The organism is Pseudarthrobacter sp. GQ63, assembly GCF_059758765.1.
This window is the reverse complement of sequence record NZ_JCAXEF010000020.1, coordinates 1-23,752: the sequence shown is the minus strand read 5'-3', so window position 1 is coordinate 23,752 and position 23,752 is coordinate 1. Positions and strand designations below refer to the sequence as shown.

The 23,752-nt window shown below is 58.8% G+C and carries 21 protein-coding genes and 1 pseudogene; 14 read left to right on the top strand and 8 right to left on the bottom strand.

Annotated features, from left to right (window positions below; all coding sequences use genetic code 11):
- Positions 1-169 precede the first annotated feature (169 nt).
- The 5 genes from AC6CHP_RS19860 to AC6CHP_RS19840 all read left to right on the top strand — a co-directional run bounded on the left by AC6CHP_RS19860 (position 170) and on the right by AC6CHP_RS19840 (position 6,036).
- Positions 170-1,111, top strand: a complete 942-nt coding sequence (locus AC6CHP_RS19860; RefSeq protein ID WP_498231795.1) for an ABC transporter permease — start codon at positions 170-172, stop codon at positions 1,109-1,111.
- A complete protein-coding gene (locus tag AC6CHP_RS19855) occupies positions 1,104-2,003 on the top strand; it encodes an ABC transporter permease (RefSeq protein WP_498231793.1) in 900 nt (299 codons plus the stop codon). The genes AC6CHP_RS19860 and AC6CHP_RS19855 overlap by 8 nt, the downstream gene beginning before the upstream one ends.
- Positions 2,003-3,670, top strand: a complete 1,668-nt coding sequence (locus AC6CHP_RS19850; protein WP_498231791.1) for a dipeptide ABC transporter ATP-binding protein — start codon at positions 2,003-2,005, stop codon at positions 3,668-3,670. Before AC6CHP_RS19855 ends, AC6CHP_RS19850 begins: the two co-directional genes overlap by 1 nt.
- A gap of 102 nt (positions 3,671-3,772) precedes the next feature.
- Positions 3,773-5,293 (top strand): ABC transporter substrate-binding protein, encoded by a 1,521-nt coding sequence (locus AC6CHP_RS19845; protein WP_498231841.1) that lies wholly within the window; start codon positions 3,773-3,775, stop codon positions 5,291-5,293.
- Positions 5,294-5,340: 47 nt separating this feature from the next.
- A complete protein-coding gene (locus AC6CHP_RS19840) occupies positions 5,341-6,036 on the top strand; it encodes an HAD family hydrolase (protein ID WP_498231789.1) in 696 nt (231 codons plus the stop codon).
- Positions 6,037-6,264: 228 nt separating this feature from the next.
- Here the strand turns inward: AC6CHP_RS19840 and AC6CHP_RS19835 are convergent, their stop codons facing one another.
- The gene (locus AC6CHP_RS19835) at positions 6,265-6,996 is read right to left on the bottom strand and encodes an IclR family transcriptional regulator (protein ID WP_498231787.1); all 732 of its coding nucleotides are present in this window, start codon (positions 6,994-6,996) and stop codon (positions 6,265-6,267) included.
- A 309-nt stretch (positions 6,997-7,305) separates the two neighbouring features.
- Between AC6CHP_RS19835 and AC6CHP_RS19830 the strand changes: the two genes are divergently transcribed.
- Positions 7,306-8,481 carry an FAD-dependent oxidoreductase gene (locus AC6CHP_RS19830; RefSeq protein ID WP_498231785.1) on the top strand — a complete coding sequence of 392 codons (1,176 nt, stop codon included), beginning with the start codon at positions 7,306-7,308 and terminating at the stop codon, positions 8,479-8,481.
- 29 nt (positions 8,482-8,510) lie between these two features.
- The gene (locus AC6CHP_RS19825; protein ID WP_498231839.1) at positions 8,511-9,908 is read left to right on the top strand and encodes an aspartate ammonia-lyase; all 1,398 of its coding nucleotides are present in this window, start codon (positions 8,511-8,513) and stop codon (positions 9,906-9,908) included.
- A 233-nt stretch (positions 9,909-10,141) separates the two neighbouring features.
- Here the strand turns inward: AC6CHP_RS19825 and AC6CHP_RS19820 are convergent, their stop codons facing one another.
- The 4 genes from AC6CHP_RS19820 to AC6CHP_RS19805 are packed head-to-tail and all read right to left on the bottom strand — an operon-like array spanning position 10,142 to position 13,518.
- Positions 10,142-10,507, bottom strand: a complete 366-nt coding sequence (locus AC6CHP_RS19820; protein ID WP_498231783.1) for a hypothetical protein — start codon at positions 10,505-10,507, stop codon at positions 10,142-10,144.
- Positions 10,504-11,448 (bottom strand): DODA-type extradiol aromatic ring-opening family dioxygenase, encoded by a 945-nt coding sequence (locus AC6CHP_RS19815; RefSeq protein WP_498231781.1) that lies wholly within the window; start codon positions 11,446-11,448, stop codon positions 10,504-10,506. Before AC6CHP_RS19815 ends, AC6CHP_RS19820 begins: the two co-directional genes overlap by 4 nt.
- 53 nt (positions 11,449-11,501) lie before the next feature.
- On the bottom strand, positions 11,502-12,314 hold the full coding sequence (locus AC6CHP_RS19810) for a citryl-CoA lyase (RefSeq protein WP_498231779.1): 813 nt from the start codon (positions 12,312-12,314) through the stop codon (positions 11,502-11,504).
- 10 nt (positions 12,315-12,324) lie between these two features.
- On the bottom strand, positions 12,325-13,518 hold the full coding sequence (locus AC6CHP_RS19805; protein ID WP_498231777.1) for a CaiB/BaiF CoA transferase family protein: 1,194 nt from the start codon (positions 13,516-13,518) through the stop codon (positions 12,325-12,327).
- 81 nt (positions 13,519-13,599) lie between these two features.
- Between AC6CHP_RS19805 and AC6CHP_RS19800 the strand changes: the two genes are divergently transcribed.
- Positions 13,600-14,448, top strand: coding sequence for an IclR family transcriptional regulator domain-containing protein (locus AC6CHP_RS19800; RefSeq protein ID WP_498231775.1), 849 nt, complete (start codon positions 13,600-13,602; stop codon positions 14,446-14,448).
- A 38-nt stretch (positions 14,449-14,486) separates the two neighbouring features.
- Here AC6CHP_RS19800 and AC6CHP_RS19795 read toward each other — a convergent pair whose 3' ends face one another.
- Positions 14,487-15,323 carry an alpha/beta fold hydrolase gene (locus AC6CHP_RS19795; protein WP_498231773.1) on the bottom strand — a complete coding sequence of 279 codons (837 nt, stop codon included), beginning with the start codon at positions 15,321-15,323 and terminating at the stop codon, positions 14,487-14,489.
- 317 nt (positions 15,324-15,640) lie between these two features.
- A pseudogene (locus AC6CHP_RS19790) lies at positions 15,641-15,997 on the bottom strand (nuclear transport factor 2 family protein); the annotation flags it as partial.
- 374 nt (positions 15,998-16,371) lie between these two features.
- On the opposite strand from AC6CHP_RS19790, the gene purU reads away from it, so the two are divergent.
- Positions 16,372-17,244, top strand: coding sequence for a formyltetrahydrofolate deformylase (purU, locus tag AC6CHP_RS19785; RefSeq protein ID WP_498231771.1), 873 nt, complete (start codon positions 16,372-16,374; stop codon positions 17,242-17,244).
- Positions 17,245-17,343: 99 nt separating this feature from the next.
- Here the strand turns inward: purU and AC6CHP_RS19780 are convergent, their stop codons facing one another.
- Positions 17,344-18,246, bottom strand: a complete 903-nt coding sequence (locus AC6CHP_RS19780) for a LysR family transcriptional regulator (RefSeq protein WP_498231769.1) — start codon at positions 18,244-18,246, stop codon at positions 17,344-17,346.
- A 120-nt stretch (positions 18,247-18,366) separates the two neighbouring features.
- Here AC6CHP_RS19780 and AC6CHP_RS19775 point away from each other — a divergent pair, with 120 nt between their 5' ends.
- The 5 genes from AC6CHP_RS19775 (at position 18,367) to AC6CHP_RS19755 (ending at position 23,224) form a co-directional block, all read left to right on the top strand.
- The gene (locus AC6CHP_RS19775) at positions 18,367-19,446 is read left to right on the top strand and encodes an amidohydrolase family protein (protein ID WP_498231767.1); all 1,080 of its coding nucleotides are present in this window, start codon (positions 18,367-18,369) and stop codon (positions 19,444-19,446) included.
- Positions 19,439-19,828 carry a metal-sulfur cluster assembly factor gene (locus AC6CHP_RS19770; RefSeq protein ID WP_498231765.1) on the top strand — a complete coding sequence of 130 codons (390 nt, stop codon included), beginning with the start codon at positions 19,439-19,441 and terminating at the stop codon, positions 19,826-19,828. The genes AC6CHP_RS19775 and AC6CHP_RS19770 overlap by 8 nt, the downstream gene beginning before the upstream one ends.
- 46 nt (positions 19,829-19,874) lie before the next feature.
- Entirely contained in the window at positions 19,875-20,729 is an 855-nt protein-coding gene (locus tag AC6CHP_RS19765) for an EthD domain-containing protein (protein WP_498231763.1), read from the top strand.
- Between the two features lie 70 nt (positions 20,730-20,799).
- Positions 20,800-22,119, top strand: a complete 1,320-nt coding sequence (locus AC6CHP_RS19760) for a glycine cleavage T C-terminal barrel domain-containing protein (RefSeq protein WP_498231761.1) — start codon at positions 20,800-20,802, stop codon at positions 22,117-22,119.
- A 151-nt stretch (positions 22,120-22,270) separates the two neighbouring features.
- Positions 22,271-23,224, top strand: a complete 954-nt coding sequence (locus AC6CHP_RS19755) for a zinc-dependent alcohol dehydrogenase (protein WP_498231759.1) — start codon at positions 22,271-22,273, stop codon at positions 23,222-23,224.
- Positions 23,225-23,752: the final 528 nt, after the last annotated feature.

The following is a 23,752-nucleotide window of genomic DNA, read 5'->3' as shown; positions in this document are numbered from 1 at the left end:
CTGCAGGCGGCGACATCGTTCATTGCCGTATGACGTGGGTTACAGTACGATGGTAAAAATTGGTACGGCGGCCCACGATGTGGCACGCAAGGTTTTCGTCCCTCAGTAGCGCGATTTGCGGATGCTGGGCTCTTTTGGTGGACCACCCTATTCAACCCGTGAGGTCACAATGGGATCTTTTATCTTCAGGCGCGTACTTCAGTCAGTCCTTGTTCTGTGGCTGGCTTTTACCGTTACTTTTTTCCTGCTTTTCATCATCCCCGGTGATGCGGCGTTGGCTCGGATGGGGACGGAGGCTTCATTGACTCCGGCGCAGATTGACGATCTGCGGACATCGATGGGTTTGAACCGCCCGCTTTATGTCCAGTACTTTGACGCTCTCTTTGGAGTCCTGCGGGGCGATCTGGGAACGTCCCTGCGAACGGGACGCCCGGTCGCCGAGATGCTGGGAGCTGCGATTCCACCTACGCTGGTCATAGCCTCGCTGGCTTTGGTTGTGTCCGTCGTCGTCGGCTTTGCAATTGCTGTAGCTGCTGTCTACACGCGGATGTACTGGCTCCGGTCGCTGCTCCTCGCGATTCCCGCGGTGGGAGTATCTGTGCCGACCTTTTGGGTAGGCCTGATTCTGCTTTCGGTGTTTGCGTTCGGCCTTGGCTGGTTTCCCTCGTTCGGAACATCCTCGGGGCCGGCCGCTCTTGTTCTGCCAGTGATTACTCTCGCCGTTGTTCCTTCATCCATGATCGCGCAGGTACTTGCCGGTTCACTGGAGAGTGCCAGGACAGCCCAGTACGCCTACACCGCGTATGCAAAGGGTGCCAGCCGTCTCCGTGTCATTGTCGTTCACTGCCTTCGCAACGCGTCCATCTCAACGCTGACCCTTACGGGGCTGCTCACCGGCGGCCTACTGACCGGGGCCGTGGTAACCGAGACTGTTTTCTCCAGGGCAGGTCTTGGACGGGTCATTTTGGAAGGCGTGCAGACCGTGGACCTGACGGTGGTCCAGGGTGTCGTTCTGATCGGCGCCGTCGTCTTTGTTGTGGTGAACCTGCTGGTTGACCTGGCCTACCCATTGATTGACCCGAGAATACGAAGGAGCAAGGCAATTGGCTAGTACATTGACCAGCAAGGCGCCGTCGGTGGAGAAAGCAGACACACCTCAGACCCCCACTGAGAAGGCTCTCGCCCGGCGGGCCACACTGTCATTTGTGTTCCGCAGGCTGGATTTATTCCTCTCATTGCTCGTAGTTGCAGTGCTGATCGTGATGTCCATCCGCCCTTCACTGTTCACCGGTAAGGACCCGCTGAAGGCGGATCCAACAGTTTCCCTTCGCGCCCCGGACACCTCGTTCTGGTTCGGCACCGATGAACTCGGACGGGACCTTTTCGCCCGGGTGGTCTACGGAGCCCAGATCTCCTTGGGAGCGGCAGCCTTCGCTGTCCTGCTGTCTTTTGCGATTGGCACGCTTCTTGGCGTTATCGCCGGCGTATCCAAAGGATGGATCGATGCCCTGATAATGCGGATATTTGACGCCGTCCTGGCTATCCCGGGCCTGCTGATGGTTTTCGCGTTCCTGACCATCCTGGGCAACGGGGTGATGAACATCGCCCTTGCCATCGGAATTGCCGGGTCGGTGTCCTTTGGCCGGGTAATGAGAGCCGAAGTCATGAGTGTTCGGGCTTCGACCTTCGTCGAAGCTGCGGGGGCCCTCGGCGTCAAGCCCTTAGGCGTGGTGGCCCGGCACATCGTCCCCAACTCCATCACCCCTCTCATCTCCCTGGCTGCACTCGAATTCGGCGTAGCCATGCTCACCATCGGCGCCATGGGCTATCTGGGCTTCGGTGCCGAACCGCCCAACGCGGAGTGGGGAGCTCTCATTGCAGACGGACAGAAGTTTGTCCGGAACGCATGGTGGCTTGGGGTTCTTCCCGGCGTCGTGTTCGTCGTCGTCGTCCTTGCAGTGAATCGAATTTCCCGGGTAATCGGCCAAGGCGGGAGCAAATAATGCCTACCCTAAGCACGGCACCACTCGTTGATGTGCAGAATGTATCCGTCACCTACCAAATAGGACGCAAACGTGCACAGGCACTTCGTGAAGTAAGCCTCGCCGTCGCGGCACGTGAAGTCATAGCCATCGTCGGCGAATCCGGTTCGGGAAAGTCGACACTGGCCAACGCCGTTGCAGCCATGCTGCCGGAAAACTCCACCGTCACATCGGGCTCGCTGAAATTCGACACCATAGACATCGGCAGCCTGCGGGATTCCCAGATCCGCAGGATCCGCGGCAAGAGGATCGGCATCATCCCTCAAGACCCGATGTCGTCGCTGAACCCGACCAAGAAAATTGGTGTCCAGGTGCAGGAGCCCCTGCTCCTGCATGGTGTTACCTCAAAAGAGGAGTCAAAGGCCAGAGTCCTTTCCCTCCTCCGGGACGCCGGCTTGCTGGACCCCGAAACCGTCGTCAATTCCTATCCGCACGAGCTGTCCGGCGGCATGAAGCAGCGTGTACTCATAGCTATGGCCTTTGCGGCAGAGCCTGAGCTGATCATCGCCGATGAGCCGACCAGCGCCCTGGACATGACGGTCGCGAAGCGCGTCATGGATCATCTGCAGAAACTGGTTCAGGAGACGAACACCGCTCTCATCATCATCACGCATGACCTGGCTCTGGCAGTACACAGAGCCGACCGGATCGTCGTGATGAAATCCGGGGAGGTCGTTGAAGTTGGCTTAGCCAACGAGGTACTCAGGGCGCCGAAGCACGAATACACCCAGGAGCTCGTAGCCAGTGCGCCGCACCTTTTCCATCCTGCCGGGCAGACGGGGTACTCCAGCGTCGAATCAAGCCATCCTGTTGGCAGGCCCAGAACTGATGCGTGGGAGTTCGACGTCTCGAACGAGAACGCCATTCTCCGGGTTTCACACCTTGTCAAAGACTTCCACTTCGGGAGCCGCATTCCGTACAAGCACGTGGCTGTCAATGACGTTTCATTCGCCATTCCGCGCGGAAAGACAATGGCAATCGTGGGCGAATCGGGATCGGGTAAATCCACGACAGCACGAATGATCCTTCGGCTTGAGGAAGCCACGTCCGGTTCAGTCCATTTCATGGGCAGGGACATCACGTCCCTCCGTGGCGAAGAGCTTCGCCAGCTGCGCAGGAAAATGCAGGTCATCTATCAGAGCCCCTTTGCATCGCTCGATCCAAAAATGCGGCTCGGGGAGATCATCGAAGAACCCCTTCGGGCGTTCAAGGTCGGCACCAAAAATGAGCGTCACCGGAAAGTCCGGGAACTCATGGACGCCGTAGGTCTCCCCGATACCTACATCAAACGCCGGCCGGTGGAGCTGTCCGGGGGGCAGCGGCAGCGCGTCGCGATCGCGCGGGCACTTGCCCTGTCCCCGGAGCTCGTCGTCTGTGACGAACCGGTCTCGGCACTGGACGTACTGGTGCAGACCCAGGTTCTGGAGCTGCTGCTGCAGCTCCAGGCCGATCTTGGTGTGGCTTACCTTTTTATTTCCCATGACCTGGGAATCGTGAACCACTTCGCCGATTACGTCGGAATCATGAATCGAGGCGAAATGGTCGAATCCGGCAGCACTAAAGACGTTTTTTCACAGCCGAAGGAAGAATACACAAAGATTCTCCTCGACTCAGCTTTCAATCTCTAGTCTTCATTTTTCACATTCGTTCAAACAAAGGGCAGACAAGTGACTTATTTTTCAAGGCGCCTGCGGCGTGCCGTTGGGGCAGCCGCAGTCATCAGCACCGCAATGGTGGGTGTGGTTTCCTGCAGCTCCAATCCATCCGAGGGATCGGGGGAGCCCGTGGTTGACGGTAACCTCAGGGCCTCCATCCAAGTGGACCCCGGGTGCCTGGACCCGCACCAGTTCTCCCTACGGCAGGCCCTTCAATGGGGGCGGCAGATTGTCGACTCCCTGGTTTACGAAACTGAGGACGGAACCTTTTCCCCGTGGCTCGCCAGTTCCTGGAGTGTCAATGACACCGCAACTGAGTTCACCTTCAAGCTCCGGGACAATGTCACCTTCACCGACGGCTCCGCTCTTAATGCTGAAGCAGTAAAAGCGAACATGGACGCGCTGAAAGCCGCTGGCAGCACTGCGGCTGTCGCCTCCAGCTACCTCGCCAAATACGTTGAAACTGATGTTGTCGATCCAACCACAGCGATCATCAAATTCAGCGAACCGAACGCCCAGTTCCTCTATGGGCTCTCAACACCCAACCTGGGAATCTACTCCGCGGAGACAGCCAGCCTGGATGCAAAGGAACTGTGCGCAGGGAAGTTCGCAGCCAGCGGCCCCTTCACTGTCGGCGAATACGTTCCCAACGAACACATCACCTTGAACCGAAATGACGATTACGCATGGGGCCCGGAAGCACTGGAAAATAAGGGCGCCCCATACCTCAAAACGGTGATATTCAACATCATTCCCGACTCTGCGACTGCTGTCGGCGCAGCTGCCGGCGGTGAACTCGACATCGCCTGGGGGATCGAGGAACAAGGAATCGCCACTTTGGAGTCCGCAGGGTGGCAAAACGCCGAGAAACCCGAGCCGGCACTTTCAGCTGGCTGGATTGTGAACTGGGACAGCCTGGTAGGTAAAGAGGCGGCCATTCGTCAGGCGCTAATGCTTGGCGTGGACCGCAAGTACCTCCTGTCGACCCGGCCCGAGACGCAGCAGCCGGCTACCGGCATCCTCAACAGCGCCCACCCGTTCTACAGGGACCAGTCAGAGAAGGTCACCTTTGACCAGCAAAAGGCAGTAGAACTGTTGGAACAGGATGGATGGACCGAGATTGGTGCCGATGGTATTCGCAGCCGGAACGGCGAACGCCTTTCGGTGGATACCATCTTCTACACCCCCGGGGCCCAGCCCGTCATGGAATTGGCAAAGCAGCAACTGAAAGAGATCGGCCTCGAGCTGACCCTTACGCCAGTGACGGCCAACGACGAAACGGCAAGGATGGCCGAAGGAAACTTCGACATGCGGGTCAGCTGGTTCACCGGCCCGGAGCCCACAGTAATTGCCAACGTGCTGCAGCCTTCCAAAGACCCCAAAGTCCAGGAATACGTCCTCCAGCAGGCATCCGTCACCGACTTTGAACCGCGATCCGCGATCGTCGCAGACTTCACTGACTACATCGCTGAAGAAGCTCTGCTGATTCCACTGTGGGAGCAGAACTTCACACCCTTCTGGGGACCGAACGTCTCAAACATGACCCGTGACGTGGCCGGCCTCGTCATGGCCAGCCAAATCAAGACCACCAAGTAACACCGTCCCAGTAAGCAACAACCTGTTGCCCTACCCAAGGAAAACAAATGCCAAAGCTTGTGACCTTCGACTGCTACGCAACGCTCGTGGACTTCAATCTCCGGCCAACCGTGGAGCGAGTCCTCAGCGACCGTCTGACCCAGGACAAACTGGACATAGAGGCCTTCTTCAACGACTTCCGCGTCATGCGCTACCAGGCCTGCCTCGAGCCTTACATGCGGTACTCCACGATGCTGCCAACCACCCTTGAGCACTCCATGACACTGCATGGCCTCCCGTACCGGGCCAGCGATGGCGAAGCCCTCGTGGAGGCCGTAAAAACATTCGGCCCCTTCCCTGAAGTGCCTGCAGCCCTCAACAGCCTCAAGGAGAAATACCGCATCGGGATTATCTCCAACTCCGATGATGACATCCTTAAGCACAACGTCGACCTGATCGGCGTCGAATTTGACTTTGTCGTCAGTGCCGAACAGGTTGGAGCCTTTAAGCCCAAGCTCGAAGCGTTCACCCAGGCATGGGACCTGATGGGCTACGAGCCACACGAGGTGATACACGTTGCGCAAGGCTGGGAGTACGACATGCTTCCCACGTACCACCTGGATATCGCCCGCCGAGTCTGGATTAACCGGACGGGACTCCCCGGAAGCTCCGCTTTCCAGCCCTACGATGAGCTCCCCAACCTAAGGGAGCTCCCTGCGCTGCTCGGTGTCTCACCGAAGCCCCTTCCCAACCTCACTTATTAACTGAGAAAGGGGGGCAGGGAACCACGGTAACAGTGGTTCCCTGCCCCCCCATTTGCGAAGGCCCCCTTTTGCGGGCTATGAAAGCGGCGTTTCAACAAACTGCGTCAATCCAGAATCCCCCAGTGCCCCGTCGAGTTGGCGCGGCAGGTGCCGAGGCCTAAAGGAATTTCAGCGGTTCCAGAGCACTTACGCACCGCACCCTATCCACGGGTTCCAGGCGGACCTGAGTCACCGCCCAATGAGCGATGCTGCGTACTTTGCCAGCTTTGACCATTCCTGGACCCTTGTTTCGTCGAACCGGACCTCGGGCATGGAGATACAAATACTCGCAATAGCCTGGCCGTTCTCGTCAAGAACAGGAGCAGCCACGGCGCACACGCCAGGCCGGTACTCCCGCATGTTCAACGCGTATCCTTGCTCCCTTACCTGTTCCAACTGGCTCAGGACCTGCGCCTTGTCAGTATGCGCCCGCTCAAACTGGTCTTCCGGAGTCGCATCAAGGATTTGCTGAACCCTTGCCGCCGGGAAATGCGCCATAAGGGACTTGCCCGTTGCCGTAGTGGCGTAGGGCGACACTTCACCCAAGGGGTTATAGGTGCGAACGGGTTGATCACAATCGACCCGGGCGATGAGGACGGCACCTTCATCACCACTGGGCACGCAAAGGTGGATGGTCTCGTTAGTCGCGTCCCGGAGCTCCGTCATCGGCTGTTGAGCTGCCGCATACAGCCGTCCGCCCCGAAGAGCGAGCGGACGAATCTCCAAAATCCGGTGACTGATTTCCCACTTGGTCGAGGTAGGACTGGAGTTCTGCAGCCAGCCCGCCTCCTTCAACGTCATCAATGTCCGCTGAATCGTTGACTTGGGTATGTCGAGCATTCGCGTCAACTCGTTGAGGGCAATCGGCTGATGGTCAGAAACCAACTTCACGATCTCAAGTGTGCGAAGGACACTTTTCATTTTCGCTCCTGCAAAAGTACGTAATCGATCGGTAGACGTGAGGTAAAGGACCGCAGTCGACGCACACTTGGGCTCAATGCGTTCTTACCCATCGGCGAGCAAGAACACGTAACAACCCTAAGCGAGGTTCAACGTTCGGACGCCCTACCTGGGCTTTCATCCAGGGAAGGCCTTGGTCCTCGGAGACCCATCAAATCCTTCATGGTCATGCCACATTGTAGCATGCTGTTCCAATTTCGGCATCCGACTGCTAGGCTCCATGGAATTCACATCACAATTGAGCGCTGACGCTGAAGGAAGTAGATATTCATGGCCCGGAGAAAAGTCGCGATTATCGGCGTAGGTACCGTTGGCGTGCAGGCCCTGTATTCCCTGGCGGGCCGCCAGGATATTGAAGTGCACGGATTCGAAAAGTACAGTCCGGGCCATGCCAACGGGGCGGCCGGGGGAGAAGGGCGCATCTTCCGTCGGGTTCTCGGCGGACTGGACGGATACCGCCCGCTTATAGACCGGGCTTCCAATCTCTGGGACAAGCTGGAGCAGGTTGCCGGCCGCAGAATTAGAATGTTCACAGGTTCCCTGACTATCACCCCCCGCGACTCGACCTACGCGGAAAGGATGCTGTCCGAAGCTTCCACTGCTGGATTGGGACTGGAATCGCTCAGCCCCGAGGCGCTACGCCGGCTCTATCCTCTACAGCACTTTCATGACGACGACCTCGGACTGCTGGACCGGGACGGTGGTGTCATTCGATCAGAACTTGCAAACCTCCTCGCTGCCCGGGCGGCCGCCGGTCTTGGCGCTCACATTCATTCCCGGGAAGAAGTGCTCGGGATATCGGAGAACGCGGGCGGAGTATCCATCACAACCGACGAAGCCGTGTACGAGTTTGACCAGATCATCATCACCACCGGGGCCTGGGCCCATCAGCTCGTACCGGACGTGGCCTCGACCGTCCACGTCCACAAGCCAGTGTCAGGATGGTTTGTACCCAAAGATGATGGCGGTCTCTTTGGACCGGGTCCGGTTTTCGGCCGCTCAGCGCCCTGCCAGTTCTACGGCATACCCAACGCAGACCACCGAATGGTGAAGTTGGGGTACGCCGGCACACGTCAGACCGCCATCCCGACTTACCCCCAGCCCTCCGATTACTTTGTCACTGCTCAGGAGCTTGAACACTTCACCGATATCGTGGAGACATACTTTCCCGGCCTCCACCCGGAACCGGTCCGTGTCAACGCATACTTTGAGGGCTACACCGATGACGCCCGTTTCATCATGCAGCGCACATCCGACCGCGTGACGCTGGCGCTGGGGTTTTCAGGCAACGGGTTCAAGTTTGCCCCGGTATTGGGTGAGGTCGCCGCGGACCTCGCGTTGGGAGAGGAACCCGCAGTGGACATCAGTTTTCTCCTCCGCGACCTCGCAACCACCGGCGAATCAAAGGGCCCGGCGGAGCTGCAACCCGAACCGATAGCCGACTAAAGGCACCCGTGATCACCTCTGCCCCCACTATGCCCAACGTCCGGTCCGAGCACGACCTGCTCGGCGACCGCGATATCCCCGCCGAGGCCTACTGGGGTGTGCACACGCTCCGGGCCGTGGAGAACTTCCCCATCACCGGCCAGAAGCTGTCATCCAACATGCACCTGGTCCGCGGCCTCGCTGCGGTCAAGCTGGCCGCCGCCCGCACCAACCGGGAACTGGGCCTGCTGGATGCCGAGCGCTCGGACGCCATCGAGCAGGCCTGCCAGGACGTGCTCGACGGCAAACTCGCCGACCAGTTCGTGGTGGACGTCATCCAGGGCGGTGCCGGGACGTCGTCGAACATGAACGCCAACGAGGTCATTGCCAACCGCGCCCTCGAAATCCTTGGCCACCCCAAGGGCGACTACGCCCGCCTGCACCCCAACGACCATGTGAACCTCAGCCAGTCCACCAACGATGTCTACCCCACCGCGGTGAAGCTGGGCACCATCTTCGCCGCGCGGGAACTGCTGGATGCCCTGGCTGAACTGGAAGAGGCCTGCGCAGCTAAGGCGCTGGAATTCCGCACGGTGGTGAAGATGGGCCGCACGCAGCTGCAGGACGCGGTGCCCATGACGCTGGGGCAGGAGTTCGGCAGCTACGCCATCACCATCGGCGAGGACCGGCTCCGCCTGGCTGAAGCAGATCTGCTCATCCACGAGATCAACCTGGGCGCCACCGCCATCGGCACCGGCCTGAATGCACCCGCGGGCTATGCGGAAGCTGCCTGCCGGCACCTCGCCGAAGTGACCGGCCTGCCGCTGGTGACCGCGCCGGACCTGATCGAAGCGACCCAGGACGTTGGCGCCTTCGTGCACCTGTCCGGCGTGCTCAAGCGGGTGGCCGTGAAGCTCTCCAAGATCTGCAACGACCTGCGCCTGCTCTCCTCCGGACCGCGCGCCGGCTTCGGCGAAATCAACCTGCCGGCTGTCCAGTCCGGCTCGTCCATCATGCCCGGCAAGATCAACCCGGTGATCCCGGAAGTGGTCAGCCAGGTGGCCTACGAGGTCATCGGCAACGACGTCACCATCACTATGGCGGCCGAAGCCGGGCAGCTCCAGCTGAACGCGTTCGAGCCGGTCATCGTCCACAGCCTCCACAAGAGCATCTCCCACCTGGAAGCCGCCTGCCGCACCCTGACGGCGCGCTGCATCCGGGGCATCACCGCGAACACCGAGCACCTGCGCCGCACAGTGGAGCAGTCAATCGGCCTGGTCACAGCCCTCAATCCCCATCTGGGCTACGCCACCGCCACCGCCATCGCCAAGGAAGCACTGGCAACCGGCAAGGGCGTGGCCGAACTCGTCCTGGAACACGGACTCCTCACCAACACACAGCTCCAGGAACTCCTCAGCCCCGAGCGCCTCGCCAACCTCAACAGTTAGCATGGTTGGCGTCCGCACACGTTTCGTAGTTCTCATGAAGAACCGCAATCTCATGACCATCCGTCACGCCCAGTCGACGAAGCTGGCACATTAGAGCCGGACCGCCAAGCGAACTTCGACTTTGTAGCTTGGTACCGGCCGGTTGAGCAATTCTGAATTCTGGAAGCCGGAAAAACGCCACGAACGCTGAAAGGAGACACACTCTTTTCAGCTACTCCACCCCCACGGGCAAACTAAAGGGCGACGGTTGGGTATTTCTTGCCTGTCCAGGGTTCAAGGCGGCGGGCCCATTCGAGCTGGTAGGACAGGGGGCCCTTTTCCTTTGTCCAGTCTTCCTCGAAGACGCCAATAAACAGGGTCAGATACAGGAAGAAGTGCGCCCCGCTAGCAAAGAGCCATTCGTAGTCGTAACAGATCAGAGCCTGGCGTTCTTCTTCCGTGAAGGAGAGCCAGGAGGTTTTTTCCGCAGAGTTGAGCCACCCTCCGACTTCCTGTTCCCACCGGTCGAGGGTTCCTTGGGGGTCTAGCTTGTAGCGTGAGACCCATTCGGGGTCGCGGTCGACGGTGTAGAGGAACTTGTTCACGTAGTACTTGCTCATGCTGTTGCTCCTGCCTTGTCCGCGTACACCGGTCCGGTGACAGCTCCAGCTTCTGCCGCTGAGCGGGTTGCCGTCTCGGCCATTTTTTCGTTCTTGTTGGGATACCAAGTCATGAACATTTCGCGCGTGTGGTAAAGGTCAAGTTGGTCGACGTAGTCGGCTGACTCGGGGCCGGCGATGCCCATCATGAGGATAAGGTCCATGAAGCCGTGGGTGGCGTTGCCCGAACCGGACATCGATTCGTGGGTGACGTTGTCCAGGATGGCTTCGATGTTGCCGGTGGAGAGCCACTCGATGGCCTGGGCGTCGAACTCAGGATCGGGGCCGTGCTCGCCGAACATCCGCGGCCCGCCCAACTCCAGGGACAGGTGGCCGGTTCCGATGGCCGCAATCTTTTTATCGGACGGGTATGCCTCGATGATCTTGCGAATGGCACGGCCTAGATCCCAAAACCGTTTGGGCGACGGCAGCGGCGGGGCAAAGATGTTCGTGTAGATGGGCACTATCGGCAGGTCGGCGTCCGGCCGGACGGTGATGATGGGGCAGATGATGGAGTGATCAATCTTCAGTTCATGGCTGAAGGAGAAATCGAAGCCCTCGTCTAGGAGGCTTTGGTGCATGAAGTTTGCGAGCTTGACGTCGCCGTCGAGGACGTACTTCGGGATCCCGAATTCGCGCTCTTCGTTGTAGAACGTCGCATCGTATTTTTCCTGCTTGCCGATCAGGAAGGTGGGGTAGTTGTCCAGAAAGAACTGGTGGAAGTGGTCGGCGCCGACCATGACCAGAATGTCCGGCTCAGCAGCTGTGAGTGTCGCGCGGTAGGCCTCGACTTTCCGTTTCCACTCGTCCGCCTGTGGCATCCGCTCCTGGGGCGGTGCGGTGGTTGCTTTCAGATAGAACGGGTGGTGCGTGCTGGCCAAAACGGCTGTCAGTTCCGCCATGGTGCTCTCCTAGAAGTCTTCTGCCGTCGCTGGCAGCGGATTGTGCATTATGGTTACTCTTGGTCGGGGCTTTTGTAGACCGCATTGCGGTCCACCGTCATGTAGACGTCGTTAGCGACCGGGTTTCGGCGTTCCTCGGCGATCTGGCCGAGCAATCCCGCTGCCCGGGCGAGCAGCGCAAATCCGCGCAGTAGCTCCGGGGGAAGGCCGAGGTCCGCCAATGCGGCGCCGCAGACGCCGGCACCGTTCAGAGGAAGCTTTCGCCCCAGTGCCTCTTCGCTCATTCTTCCGACCGCTTCGAAGAGCCGCAGGTGGGGCCCGCGCAGTCCTTCTTGTTCAGCGATGCCGATCAAAACCGGGGTGCGCGGGTCGCCGTCTTTGTGGTTCGGATGGCCAAGGCCAGGCACAAACTTCCCGGCGGCCCGTTGCGTCCGAATGGCTTCCAGCGCCACCTGGTCCCAGCCGGTCTCCGTGGCGGGAAGCTCTCCATCGTGTGCTGCAAGGACACTGGCGAGGAACTGGGCGCAGTCCTCTGTGACACCCAGAAAGCGGGAGCCCCCGCCGAGCAGACCGGCAGCCATTGCCCCTTGGAGTGAGTCCGGGGCGCTGAGGTAGGTCAGCCGGGCGGCAATGGCAGTGGGAGTAAAACCGTGGTCGGCCAATGCAACGAGGACTGATTCAAAGACCCGCAGCTCCGCTGCGGTGGGACGGCGCATGGCTACGAGCCAGAACGAGAGCTCCCCAAAGCTGACCTTACCCATCAGGTCCTGGGCCAGGTCCTGGCCCAGAAGCCGGATCTCGGTCGCGGAAGATGTGCCAAGGGATGTGGGGAAAGTGGTGGTTTCGATTTCGGGCGGGATGTTCATGACCGTTCTTTCAGTGCTGTGACGACTGGGCGGGTGCAGCGAGCCAGGCGCGGACTTCATCCGAGTGTTCACCCAGCATCGGCGGTGCGAGATCGTATCGGAGCGGGGTCGAGGAGAACGTGATGGGGTTTCGCACCCCGGGTACGGTGCGGCCGGCTCGCCCTACCTGGACAACGGGTTCCAGGCCAAGCTTCTCGGCGTACTCGACACCTTGCTTGATGCTGTTGATGGGACCATTGGGGACACCGGCCTCATTGAGCTTGTCGAACCAGTACCCCGCCGACCGGGTACTGAGCCGGTCGGCGAGCAGCGGACGAAGCTCTTCGCGACGTTCGGTGCGGTTCTTGTTTTCCGCGAACCGGGGATCGTCAGCCAGTTCCGGGACGCCCAGCACCGCGCACAATTTGCGGAACTGGGCGTTGTTGCCGGCGGCAACTATAAGATCGTCGTCGGAAGTGGGCAAGGGCTCATAAGGAAAAAGACTTGGGTGGGCGTTACCCATCCGGTGTGGGGTCACGCCGCCTGCAACGTAAGCCGAAGTTTGATTCACCAGCCCGGACATGGCCGAGGCCATCAGGGACGTTTCGATGCTTTGCCCTTCGCCCGTCAAGTCACGGTGCCGAAGCGCGGCGAGGATACCGATGGCTGAGTGCAGTCCTGCCATGACATCGAACACGCTGAGTCCTGCCCGGTATGGGGAACCCTCAGGGCCGCCAGTAAGGCTCATCAGGCCGGACATCGCCTGGACGATCAGGTCGTAACCGGGCAGCGTGGAACCCTCGGCTGTGCCGAAACCGCTGATCGAGCAATAAATGACGGTCTCGTTGTTCTCCTTCACACTGCCGTAGTCAAGTTTGAAGCGCTCCAACCCTCCAGGCTTGAAGTTTTCAATGACCACATCCGCCCGTGCAGCGAGGGCTTGCGCCACCGTCAGGTTTTCTACGTTCTTAAAGTCGAGGACGATGGACTTCTTGTTGCGATTGATAGCCGCATAGTAAGTCGAGACGCCATCGGGACGGACCGGAGGGACCCAGGAACGGGTGTCATCCCCAGCAGGACTCTCGACCTTGATGACCTCGGCCCCCATATCGCCCAGCAGCATCGTGGCATAGGGTCCCGCGAGAACCCGGGAGAAATCGGCGATGACGACGCCGTCGAGCGGGAGCTTCCGACAGGCATTTTCATTCGGTGCAGATTGAGTCAAGAGTTTCCTTTCAGTCTCGAGCGCGTGTCCGTGGGGCGGACAGTTGTCCGAAAGGGTGGGTGTACTTATAGAATGGGACTCTTGAGCGCACGTGTCAAGATCTTCAACCGAGAGATAGAGGAACGCATGACGCAACGGGGAAAGGGCCCCGATTTCATCGAGGCGCTGGCGAGGGGTCTGGACGTCCTGCGCAGCTTCTCGGCTGGACAGCCCGCTATGAGCCTGAGCCAGGTTGCCCAAGCTGCAGACTTGGCTCGTCCTACGGCTCGTAGAATCCTGCTGACCTTGGAGGAGCTTGGATATGTCCGCGCTACCGAAGGGTCATACACCTTGATGCCTAAGGTGCTGGATTTGGGAATGGCTTACGTCGGGGCCTTGGGGCTGTGGGAAATGGCCCGGCCGCATATGGAACGTCTGGTGCGGCAAACTGGTGAGTCTTCTTCGATGGCACAGCTTGAAGGCTCAGACATTATCTACGTCGCCAGGGTGGCTGTTCCGAAGCTGATTGCCCTGCGCGTGGATGTCGGCACGCGATTCCCCGCGATGCTCACTTCGCAGGGCAAAGTCCTTCTGGCTGAGCTGCCTGAGAACGACGTCGTTTCCAGGCTCGCCCAGCCGACGCGCTCGGACGTAGCTGCCCCAACGGGCTTTTCTGCCGAACATCTTCACGAAGTTCTCCGAGGCGTGCGCGAGCAGGGTTGGGCGCTCGCCGACGAGGAGCTTGCCCCTGGGGTGCGATCCATCTCGGTGGGCGTCCGGGACCATGAAGGCATCACCAGAGCTTCCATGAATGTAACCGTCCACGCGCAGGAAACAAGCATCGAGAAGCTGACTGGTGAGTACCTGCCTATGCTCCAAACCGCCGCCGACGCAACGAGTAGGGACTGGGCCCTCTGGCAGTCCCGTCCCACGGAGTCACTGAAACCCTGAACGCGCCGTATACGGCCATGCAGTGGTTGTAGGCGATGCTAAATCGAATTCAAGAAATCTAACACTAACGCGTTCCACTGCATTGGGGCCTCCACGTTGACGACATGACCACAGTTCTCGAACTCCACGGTCTTTCCATTCGGAGTTCGCCGAGCGAGTTCAAGCGTATAGCCGCGTTCACGCAGCGGATCAAGAGCCCCAGCCGTGTACAGCACCGGAACTTCGATCCGTTCATACGGGGTTTCGTCGGCGTTGCCAAAATCCGAACGTTCCGGAACATGAGGAGCCTTGAACCGTGCTGCGGCGATCGTTTCCCAGGCGCCCGGCCGCAGTGAGTTCTCCCAACGTGTTCGCACAAATTTATCGTCAGCTGCCCACGACGGATCTGCGTAGGCGGTCGCAACCAGGCGGCGCATGCCCTCAAGGGTTTGGTCGTAGTTGACGAGTACCTCTCGGGCGGCGTTCGCGGGAACAAAGCCCCCTCCGGACGCTACAAACACGGATCGCGCGGGCCACTGGGGGCGCCCGGTGGCAATGGCCCGCAGCAACATCGTGCCCCCCATGGACATTCCGCCGAAGTGCGCAGACTCAATACACATAATTTCTAGAAATCGAGTCATATGTGACAACATCCGGCCCGATCCCGAGACGAAGTCTCTGATTTTGTCAGTTCCGCCAAATCCAAGCCAATCAGGAGCAATTACCCTGTAGTTCTGCGCAAGCGCAGGGATGTTCGGCTCCCAGCTCGCTCTCGCATCCTCGCCGAAGGCCCCGCCATGAAGCAGGACAACGACTTCCTCGCCGTCGCCCGCTTCCAGGAAATGTGTTTTGATCCCGTCGACCATGACGTATCGGCTGCGGATTTCTGTGTTCATAGTTCGTTCTGTCCTTCACTTAAATGTTTTATGGCAAGACGCGACTAGCCCTGGAGCCACCGGGTCCCCTCTTCCAGGAGCCGTCGAGCCGCGGGGCCGCGCAGGCCAGGAAGGTCTGCGGGCGGTTGTGCACCTGCTGCGGATTGGATATACGCAAGGTGGCGGTAGCCCTCCGGCCACTGGGCAAGGACCTCGGCGTCGAGTTGGACAACTGTGCCCGGAACTACCGGGTCAAGGCGATCGCGGTCGTAGAACGCCCGGCGATGCACAATTAGCCAAAGGTTGTTTCGACGTTCAAAAAAATCATAAAAGCGGCCAGCGCTGGTGACGTCAACTTCGTCCTCCCCGACATATCCGCGGACGTTTATGCTCATCCGTGTCTGCGCTAGAGCCCGGTCACCACTAATGTCGACAGTGCACCCTCCGAGTGAATGGAACGCGCGTGCACCGGACTCCCAGGAACGTTGCGACGCGGCGACAAAGTCCTGCGCTGATCCTTCGAACCATGTAGTGACGATGGTGCCGCCCTCATGCCAAGCCGAGAGAAGCCGTTTCCAGTCCCCGGTATCTCGCGCCAACGCCCAACTCTCAATGACTTCCTTTATCTCGACGACGTGGGGCCGTCCCACTGGGAACTCGCCTGCCGGCTGATTCGAGGTGAAAATCTTACCCATTCCTCTCCCTCTCGGGGTGCAACCGGCGCCCTAAGCTACCGGATTTGGCGAGTCTAACAGGTGTCCGCCAGGCGGAAAACTGTCCGCAAATGCAACTACAGTTGTTCCGCCCGACCACCCGACCCGGATTCGCAAGGCATTGAGGGAGCCGATTGCGCCGGTGTTGAGACGGAGCAGGGGCTTTGATTCTGATCATCGGGACATTATCTTAGTTATGTCCGCCTAGTGGTCAAGCGTCCGCCTAGCGGCCGCGTCAGTCAGTTATCGCGTGCGTCTCTTTGATGCCCGCGACAAAGGCGTCCACTGAAATCTCGTCGGGGCTCGACTTGCAGAGTCCCCTACATACGGGAAATAACAAGTGAAGGAGATGAGTTGTGACTACACGAACCGAAGCGCTGCGCGATCACGCCTGCCTGATTGTCCACGGCCCCGACCAGTATGGACTCGTAGCGGCTGTGACCGCCCTTGTCACCCGCAACAAGGGAAATATTGTAACCCTCGACCAATATTCAGATAACCCCGAAGGAGGGGCATACTTCCAGCGGGTGGTGTTCCACCGTCCAGATCTCCAAGGTGCGATCCCTGAGATCGAGTCGGACTTGGAGGATACTCTGGCGCCTTTCCGGATGCAGTGGCGCCTGACTGACCAATCGACTCCGAAACGCATGGTGATACTCGCCTCTAAGTCGGATCACTGCCTCCTGGAACTTCTATGGCGGCACCGCAGGGGCGAGTTGCCCGTCACGATCTCTATGGTGATTTCCAACCACACGAATTCCGCCGAAGACGTCCGCTCCTTCGGCATCCCATTTTTCCATGTGCCTTCTCTCGGGGCAAACAAATCCGCAGCAGAGGCTAAAATCGCAGAACTGCTGGCGGGAAACGCGGACTTCGTCGTCCTTGCCCGCTACATGCAGATCCTTTCCAGCGATTTCTTGGACATTATCGGCGTGCCCGTCATTAATATCCACCACTCATTCCTACCGGCATTCATTGGTGCAGCACCCTACCGAAAGGCCAAGGAACGCGGTGTCAAGCTCATTGGCGCGACTTCCCACTACGTCACTAAGGACCTCGACGAGGGGCCAATTATCGAGCAAGACGTCACGCGGGTTACACACGCGATGACAGCCGCTGATCTCCAGCGACGGGGTGCCGACGTTGAGCGAGCCGTTCTTGCCAGGGCTGTGCAATGGCATGCGGAAGACCGCGTCATCACCCACGGCAATCACACCGTCGTCTTTTAGGCTCATTTCGTTCGGTTACGAAACCGGCAAATAACCCTGAAGCACGTCGTCCGTCAGTCAGTTGGCCGCTGCGAGAGCTGATTAACGGCGGGTTGGTGACTAAGCGTCCGACGTGGGGAGGCCGTGATCCAAAGCTGTCGCAACGGCAATCTCGACGAACCCTGCAGCCGGTTCATGGAGACCACTGGCGGCATAGCCGATGCTGAACTGACTACGACTCAAATTGCGAACCTGGCGGCGTGCGACCCTCCTGTGATGAAAGCCCATCGCAACGCTGAGAGGCAGGAATGCGCCAGCCTCAGTTGCGGCGACCAGGGCAAGGGTCTCTTCAAGATTCTCGGCACTTGAGCCGACTCGTGGCCGTGTGCCGTCGGGTCTTGGGTCTTCAAGCGACCAAGCAACGAAGGCACGGTCCTCTGATCGAGGGGCAACCATCACAAGCTCTGAGAGTTGCATGATGTCCACCTCTTCGTCCAGGGCAAGAGCGCTACGCTCGTTTAGCACCAGCACCCGGGGCTCAGACACAAGCGTGCGGGTTTCCAGGCCGGGAACGGCGACCGGACCCCAAAAGAAGCCCACGTCGAGAGTGCCCGAAGCCAGCATCTCAGTAATTTCGTCACGATGGGCATATTGGAAGTCCACGGAAAGGTCCGGGCACTGTTCCGCTACCGTGTCCAGGAGCGCGGCGGTGAAGTCGGGCGGCCCGATGTTGGAGAAGCCAAGTCGGATATGGGGGGAGCTGAGCTTCCGTCTCCAATTTGTCAGGCGCAGGTTGGAGTTTACAACGTCCCGTGCCAGCGGCAGCAGGCTGATACCGGCGGGGGTCAGTTCGACGTTTCGGGACGACCGGTCGAAGAGAAGCGTCCCTAATTGTTTTTCCAGCCGGGCAATCTGTTGGCTCAACGCCGGCGGTGTGAGGAATAAGTCCCTTGCTGCCCGGGCGAAGTGCTGTCGTTCCGCCACTGCGACGAATGCCTTCAACGCACTGAGGGTTGGTTCCATGGGTCTCCTTCGACCGTTAATGGGACGTTAACAATTGGAACAGGAATCGACGTCGACATCCATCACGTGGGCCGCGGATACTCAGTTAAGAGTAACCGTCCGATCGTTCAGGAGAAGAAGATGATTGACAATATTCCCGTTATCGACGCGGTGGTCCACGCTTACAACTTGGATCCCAGCAATTATGCCAATCAGTGGGGAAGCCCGTCGACGGAACTGGTAACCGGAGCCTGCTATTTCGGATCAAAACCGGGCTACCGCCTGCCACGCGAGCAGTACATCCGGGACTGGTCCATGGAAGAAACGGCGAACATGGTGTTCGCCGAGAGCGACACTGATTTGGCCACGCACCATGTACTGCCCGTTGCTGCCTTTAAGGACGGCATGGCATCGCTGGAGAAAACCAAAGAGGCCCTCGACAGGTGGCCCGATCGGTTCCTTGTCTACAGCGGCGTCGACCCCATGGCGGGACAGGCTGCCATTGATGAGTTTGATCGTCAGTTCGAAATGCTCGATGGCCCGCCGGGTTTGAAGCTGTATCCGAACAGCTGGCGGGACGAGGAAGTGCTGGGGTGGAAAATGGATGATCCCGAGATCGCCTTTCCCCTCTTTGAACACGCTCTTAAGCGCGGCACGAAAGTTGTCGCGATCCACAAGGCGGTACCGTTGGGACCCTACCCACTGGACACCTACCGCGTTGACGATATCGACAGGGCGGCGATCGCATTCCCTGGCCTGCAATTCGAGATCGTTCACGGCGGTTCCGCCTTCCTGGAAGAGACAGCTTGGCAAATTGCCCGATTCCAAAATGTGTTCGTCAACCTCGAGATCACCGGCGCTCTGGCCTATTCCAAGCCGAAGGCGTTCCAGTACGCTATGGCAGGACTCCTGCAGGTTGGTGGACCCATGGCCGTGGAAAAAATTGTATGGGGAACCGGGGCAATGGCATTTCATCCTCAACCCCTTTTGGAAGGGTTCTGGGACTTCCAGTTCGACCAGGATGTCATGGAACGCTATGGCCTGCCTGAGTTCTCGCGGGAGATGAAGGCGAAAGTGCTCAGCCTTAACTACGCGCGATTGCTTGGAATCGACCTGGAAACGCGCATGGAACGGATCAAAAATGATGAGTTCGCCCTACTGAAGGGGGCCAACCTGGCCCAGCCTTATTCAACCACGCAGTCGGCCGGCCACAATGAATAGCCTCGATCGATGGCACGGAGAAGATCTCGACCGCCCTACCCTCGAGCCTGACATTGCGGCAGCCCTTTCCACGGTGATCGATCCCTGCAGTGCAGCCACAGGCGCCCCCTTGAGTTTGGTGCACATGGGATTGGTCCGTCGCGCCGAGCGAACCGGGGCAGGAGTTGTGGAAGTTGAGCTTCGACTGACGTCACCAATCTGCTGGAACGCTGCTCCAATGATGCAGGCGGTTCAGGAGGCTCTTCAACAACTCCCCGACGTGAATGACGTCAGGTGCACAGCAGATCACGGGTTCGAATGGACACCCGCCCACATGACAGGGACCGCCAAACGTCGGCTGCAGTTGATCCGCCCAACGCATCAGCGATCCGCCCCCCACTGATATCAGCTTTACCGCAAACATCGAACGACTCAATGAGGAGACGCAAATGATCAAGTTCATGCTCACGACCCGACCGAAGCCGGGCGGGGATCCGGCGATGTTCGACTACGAGTGGGGCGTGATACACCCTGCACTCATGTTGACAACGGAGTCGGTCGTTCGGACCTTCCATCGCTACGCCCAACATCGGAGTTTGGCGGGCGCTTCCGACGAAGACCTAAGGATCCCCACCGCGCCCCAGGGCTGGTCGTGCATGTCGGACCATTGGATTGAGAACTTCGAGAGTTTGAACGATGTGTTTAGTGCCGAATATATGCGCCGGATGCATCCACACAGTTTTGGAGACTCCCAATTCGTAATCGAACTGGTGGAAGGGCATGTGGCCAAGGACGCTCCGGACCTGCAAAGGGGAATTAAGGTCGTCAGTTTCCTCAAAGCAAAGCCCGGCTTGGACTTCGACGAATTTGTCCGCGAGTGGCACGGCGAGGTCGCCGCCCGCACCCTCGCTGAGGACGGGGACGGCATTATCAAGAAGTATGTGCTGAACACTCGACTACCCATAAACCCTGAACTGTTCCGTGGAACCCTGTTCGAGCTTGGCGGCTGCGGGCAGTACGCAGGCGTTGAGGAGATGTGGTTCGATAACTTGGCGGACGCCAGGCGGTTTGCGAGCCATGAGTTTGCCGGTGCCCACGCCGCACTGCGCCGCATCGTCGATACTTCTACCAGCTTCTCGATGCCTCTGGTGGAGCGGATCGTGTGGGACCGAACCATTCCAGGTCCGCAGCCGGCCATTTTTGACCCCGATTCGTTTGAATCACGCGTTGTCTCCAGCGAGCGCCAGGCGGATGAGTGGCACATCCCTCTGGCCGGTAACACGGACCCGAGCCTGAGCATCTAGAGGCTCCACTGTTTTCAAGCTGCGCCGCCTCTGACGGCGCGATATCCGTACCAGCGCATGCCCTGTCGGCATGCGTGAGAACACCTTGAAGGAGATTCTCTTGCAGGTTTCATCCATGCGCACAACCCCGATCGGGTACTTCACCTCGCGGTGGGGCGAGCCGGAATATACCGACTGGCTTGACGAAAGCATGTCCTGGAAAGAGTCCTGCTATATCGGCGATTGGTCGTTTATGTGGGAACGAAAATACACAGGCAAGGATGTCCTCGATTTCTTTGCCAAGTACACAGTGAATTCATTCGAACGATTCAGTATCGGCCAGGCTAAGCACGCAATCCATACAAATGTTGACGGCAAGGTCATTCACGAGGGCATCCTCCTCCGTATCAGCGAGGATGAGTTCGTGTTGTTCGGGCGTGGCTGCTTTCTTATGGACCACTACCTCAGCAAGGACAACTCGATGGATGTTCGGTCCGAGGTGCTGGATCTCTTTGTCCTCCAGGTGTCAGGCCCCACCGCGTTGGAGACAGCCGAAAGGGCAACAGGCCAAAGCCTCCGCGAAATTAGGTTCATGCACTCGGTTCCCGCCCGGGTGGCAGGCCACGAAGTGCGTGTCCTGCGGCAGGGCATGGCGGGCACAATTGGTTTCGAGTTTCAGGGACCCAGGGAGCATATTCACGAGGTGCGTCGAGCGCTGCTGGATGCGGGTAACGAATTTGGCATTCGTGAGCTTGGCGGGCGTGCGGTCTTTATCAACCACCTCGAGGCGTGTTTCCCGACCATCATTGTCGACTACTTGCCAGCTATCTTCGGCGACGACATGGCAGAGTATCGCGAGGCGTTCTTGGCATCACTTCCGCCGGCCTCCCGAACATTCAACCTCACTGGCAGTTTCGAGAGCGCCGATATCGCCGACTACTACAGGAGCCCGATTGAACTGGGTTGGGGCCGCACAGTTAATTTTGATCATGACTTCGTCGGACGCGCCGCGCTCGAGCGGGAGAAGGCATCCCCCCGCCGAACCATACGCACTTTGGTGTGGGATGCCAGGGATGTAGCGGATGTGTATGAATCCCATTTCAATAGGGAAGTAGAACCGTACCGCTTCATGGACATGCCCCGGGACCAGCGCGGGTTCGCGTGGAACGACAAAGTCGTCCAGGGCAATCAGGTAGTAGGTGTGGCCACATCGCGAGGGTACAGCTACTACTTCCGGGAAATGCTGTCGTTGGCTGTCATGGACGTTGGTCAAAGTGAACCGGGAACGGAAGTTGAAATCATCTGGGGGGAGCCGGGCGGTCGCCAGAAGCGCATTAGGGCGCGAGTAGCAGCGGCTCCTTATGCAGATGACAGGCTTCGGCGAATTGACCTTCAAGAATCGCTGCCATAAGTCACCCAGTATTTTCTTGCCTCAGCATCGGGCGTGATTCCAGAGCCTCAGATGCAGAGAGCTTCTGAACAAACCCAATAACATCAACTACGCAGATGGAGAAGTGAGTCAAGTGAAAGCAAACGGTGTCTTATGGACTGGCCCCGGCCAAGTGACCCTTGAAGATTTCGAAGTAGAGGATCCGGCGGCAGGCGAAGTCCTGATTGAAAACTACTACTCACTGGTTAGTCCCGGTACCGAAATCGAGTGGCTGAGCAGCGACGAAGCGCACTTCATCTTCGGCACCACGTTTCCTTTCCGCCCCGGCTACGCGGCTGCGGGAAGAATTGTGGCCGTTGGCCGCGACGTCGAAGGCTGGCATGAGGGCGATCGAGTCATCACGGGCTATAACAATCTGGGCCGGCCCTACGGAACTCATGCAACACACATGCTCTCACTGGCCAAAAATCTGAACCGCGTTCCCGACAACCTTCCGCTCCAAGAGGCTGCTTTTTTCAACCTAGGACAAACCGCAGTCCACGTCGTTCAACTGTGCGGACTTCGATTGTCAGATGATGTCGCAATCGTCGGCCAAGGGCCCATTGGAAACCTCGCTGTGCAGGTCGCTAAAGCCGCCGGTGCTGCAAGAATTGTTGCTCTCGACTTACTTCCGTCCCGGCTGAATGAAGCCCTGCGCGCAGGAGCAACTGATTCTCTCAACCCAACTGCGGAAGAAGACCTCACCCGGTTTGTTCAAAGCACTGGCGGGATCGGGAAAGTCATAGATCTGTCCGCGAGCAAAAACGGACTCAACACGGCTATCCAAATTGCCGCGCCGCTAGGGACTGTTATCTTATCAACCGGGTACGCAGGCCGGCTCGAAATCGACTATGGTGCCGCTTTCGTGAAGGGTCTTCAACTGGTAGGCGCCTTCGTCAACGCACGTCTTGAGCGCGCGCCTGGGGATATCGAGACATTCCTGCGACTTGCGTCCAGCGGCGCCATCAGTGTGAAGGATCTTTTGTCCACACCAAAGTCACCCGAGGAAGCCCCCCGGGTATATCAGCAGCTAATGTCGGGAAGCCGCGCAAACGCCGCCCCGATCTTCGAATGGAAGAAGGAGTAGTGCTAAAAAGTGCTGCACCGAGGAGGAGGGACAACCACCATCAACACGCCAAGTCACTCTAATGGGAAGTCGAATGCAAGACTTCCCACCTAATGAGGCAGAGATATGTGATCCGCAAACGTGGGAGGGTCTTATCCCAGGCGACATTGTGATACTGGAAGTGCCAACGGCTCGTGGTTATATCGGAACAGTCGAGTGCACTACCAACGATGGACTCATCATTTGGCTGAGGGACGAACTGAATGAAAGGAAACTCTTCCATATTCACGATTGTCGATCCATGCGCTTGGTGGAATCCGGTCAAGTGGCCGTTAGTGGGCGTCGAAGCTGGAGAGCGCTTCTTGAGCATACTTCAACTTCGTGATCAAGAATACGCTCTCAGGGGCCAGGTTAGTTAGTTAGTCACCACACCGGCCCCAGTCCTTCGGAACCACTCACAAAAACCGATTACGGTGGGCCCTTCTCACGTCGTCAATGCACCATCCCCTATCAGTTCCTCCGCTCGAAGACGCTGCCGGGTCGCCCACC

Excerpts from the sequence above, each read along its gene's own strand:
- AC6CHP_RS19860 (WP_498231795.1), top strand. The coding sequence starts at position 170 with ATGGGATCTTTTATCTTCAGGCGCGTACTTCAGTCAGTCCTTGTTCTG.
- AC6CHP_RS19850 (WP_498231791.1), top strand. The coding sequence starts at position 2,003 with ATGCCTACCCTAAGCACGGCACCACTCGTTGATGTGCAGAATGTATCC.
- AC6CHP_RS19845 (WP_498231841.1), top strand. The coding sequence starts at position 3,773 with ATGGTGGGTGTGGTTTCCTGCAGCTCCAATCCATCCGAGGGATCGGGG.
- AC6CHP_RS19840 (WP_498231789.1), top strand. The coding sequence starts at position 5,341 with ATGCCAAAGCTTGTGACCTTCGACTGCTACGCAACGCTCGTGGACTTC.
- AC6CHP_RS19835 (WP_498231787.1), bottom strand. The coding sequence starts at position 6,996 with ATGAAAAGTGTCCTTCGCACACTTGAGATCGTGAAGTTGGTTTCTGAC.
- AC6CHP_RS19830 (WP_498231785.1), top strand. The coding sequence starts at position 7,306 with ATGGCCCGGAGAAAAGTCGCGATTATCGGCGTAGGTACCGTTGGCGTG.
- AC6CHP_RS19825 (WP_498231839.1), top strand. The coding sequence starts at position 8,511 with ATGCCCAACGTCCGGTCCGAGCACGACCTGCTCGGCGACCGCGATATC.
- AC6CHP_RS19820 (WP_498231783.1), bottom strand. The coding sequence starts at position 10,507 with ATGAGCAAGTACTACGTGAACAAGTTCCTCTACACCGTCGACCGCGAC.
- AC6CHP_RS19815 (WP_498231781.1), bottom strand. The coding sequence starts at position 11,448 with ATGGCGGAACTGACAGCCGTTTTGGCCAGCACGCACCACCCGTTCTAT.
- AC6CHP_RS19810 (WP_498231779.1), bottom strand. The coding sequence starts at position 12,314 with ATGAACATCCCGCCCGAAATCGAAACCACCACTTTCCCCACATCCCTT.
- AC6CHP_RS19795 (WP_498231773.1), bottom strand. The coding sequence starts at position 15,323 with ATGAACACAGAAATCCGCAGCCGATACGTCATGGTCGACGGGATCAAA.
- AC6CHP_RS19780 (WP_498231769.1), bottom strand. The coding sequence starts at position 18,246 with ATGGAACCAACCCTCAGTGCGTTGAAGGCATTCGTCGCAGTGGCGGAA.
- AC6CHP_RS19775 (WP_498231767.1), top strand. The coding sequence starts at position 18,367 with ATGATTGACAATATTCCCGTTATCGACGCGGTGGTCCACGCTTACAAC.
- AC6CHP_RS19770 (WP_498231765.1), top strand. The coding sequence starts at position 19,439 with ATGAATAGCCTCGATCGATGGCACGGAGAAGATCTCGACCGCCCTACC.
- AC6CHP_RS19765 (WP_498231763.1), top strand. The coding sequence starts at position 19,875 with ATGATCAAGTTCATGCTCACGACCCGACCGAAGCCGGGCGGGGATCCG.
- AC6CHP_RS19760 (WP_498231761.1), top strand. The coding sequence starts at position 20,800 with ATGCGTGAGAACACCTTGAAGGAGATTCTCTTGCAGGTTTCATCCATG.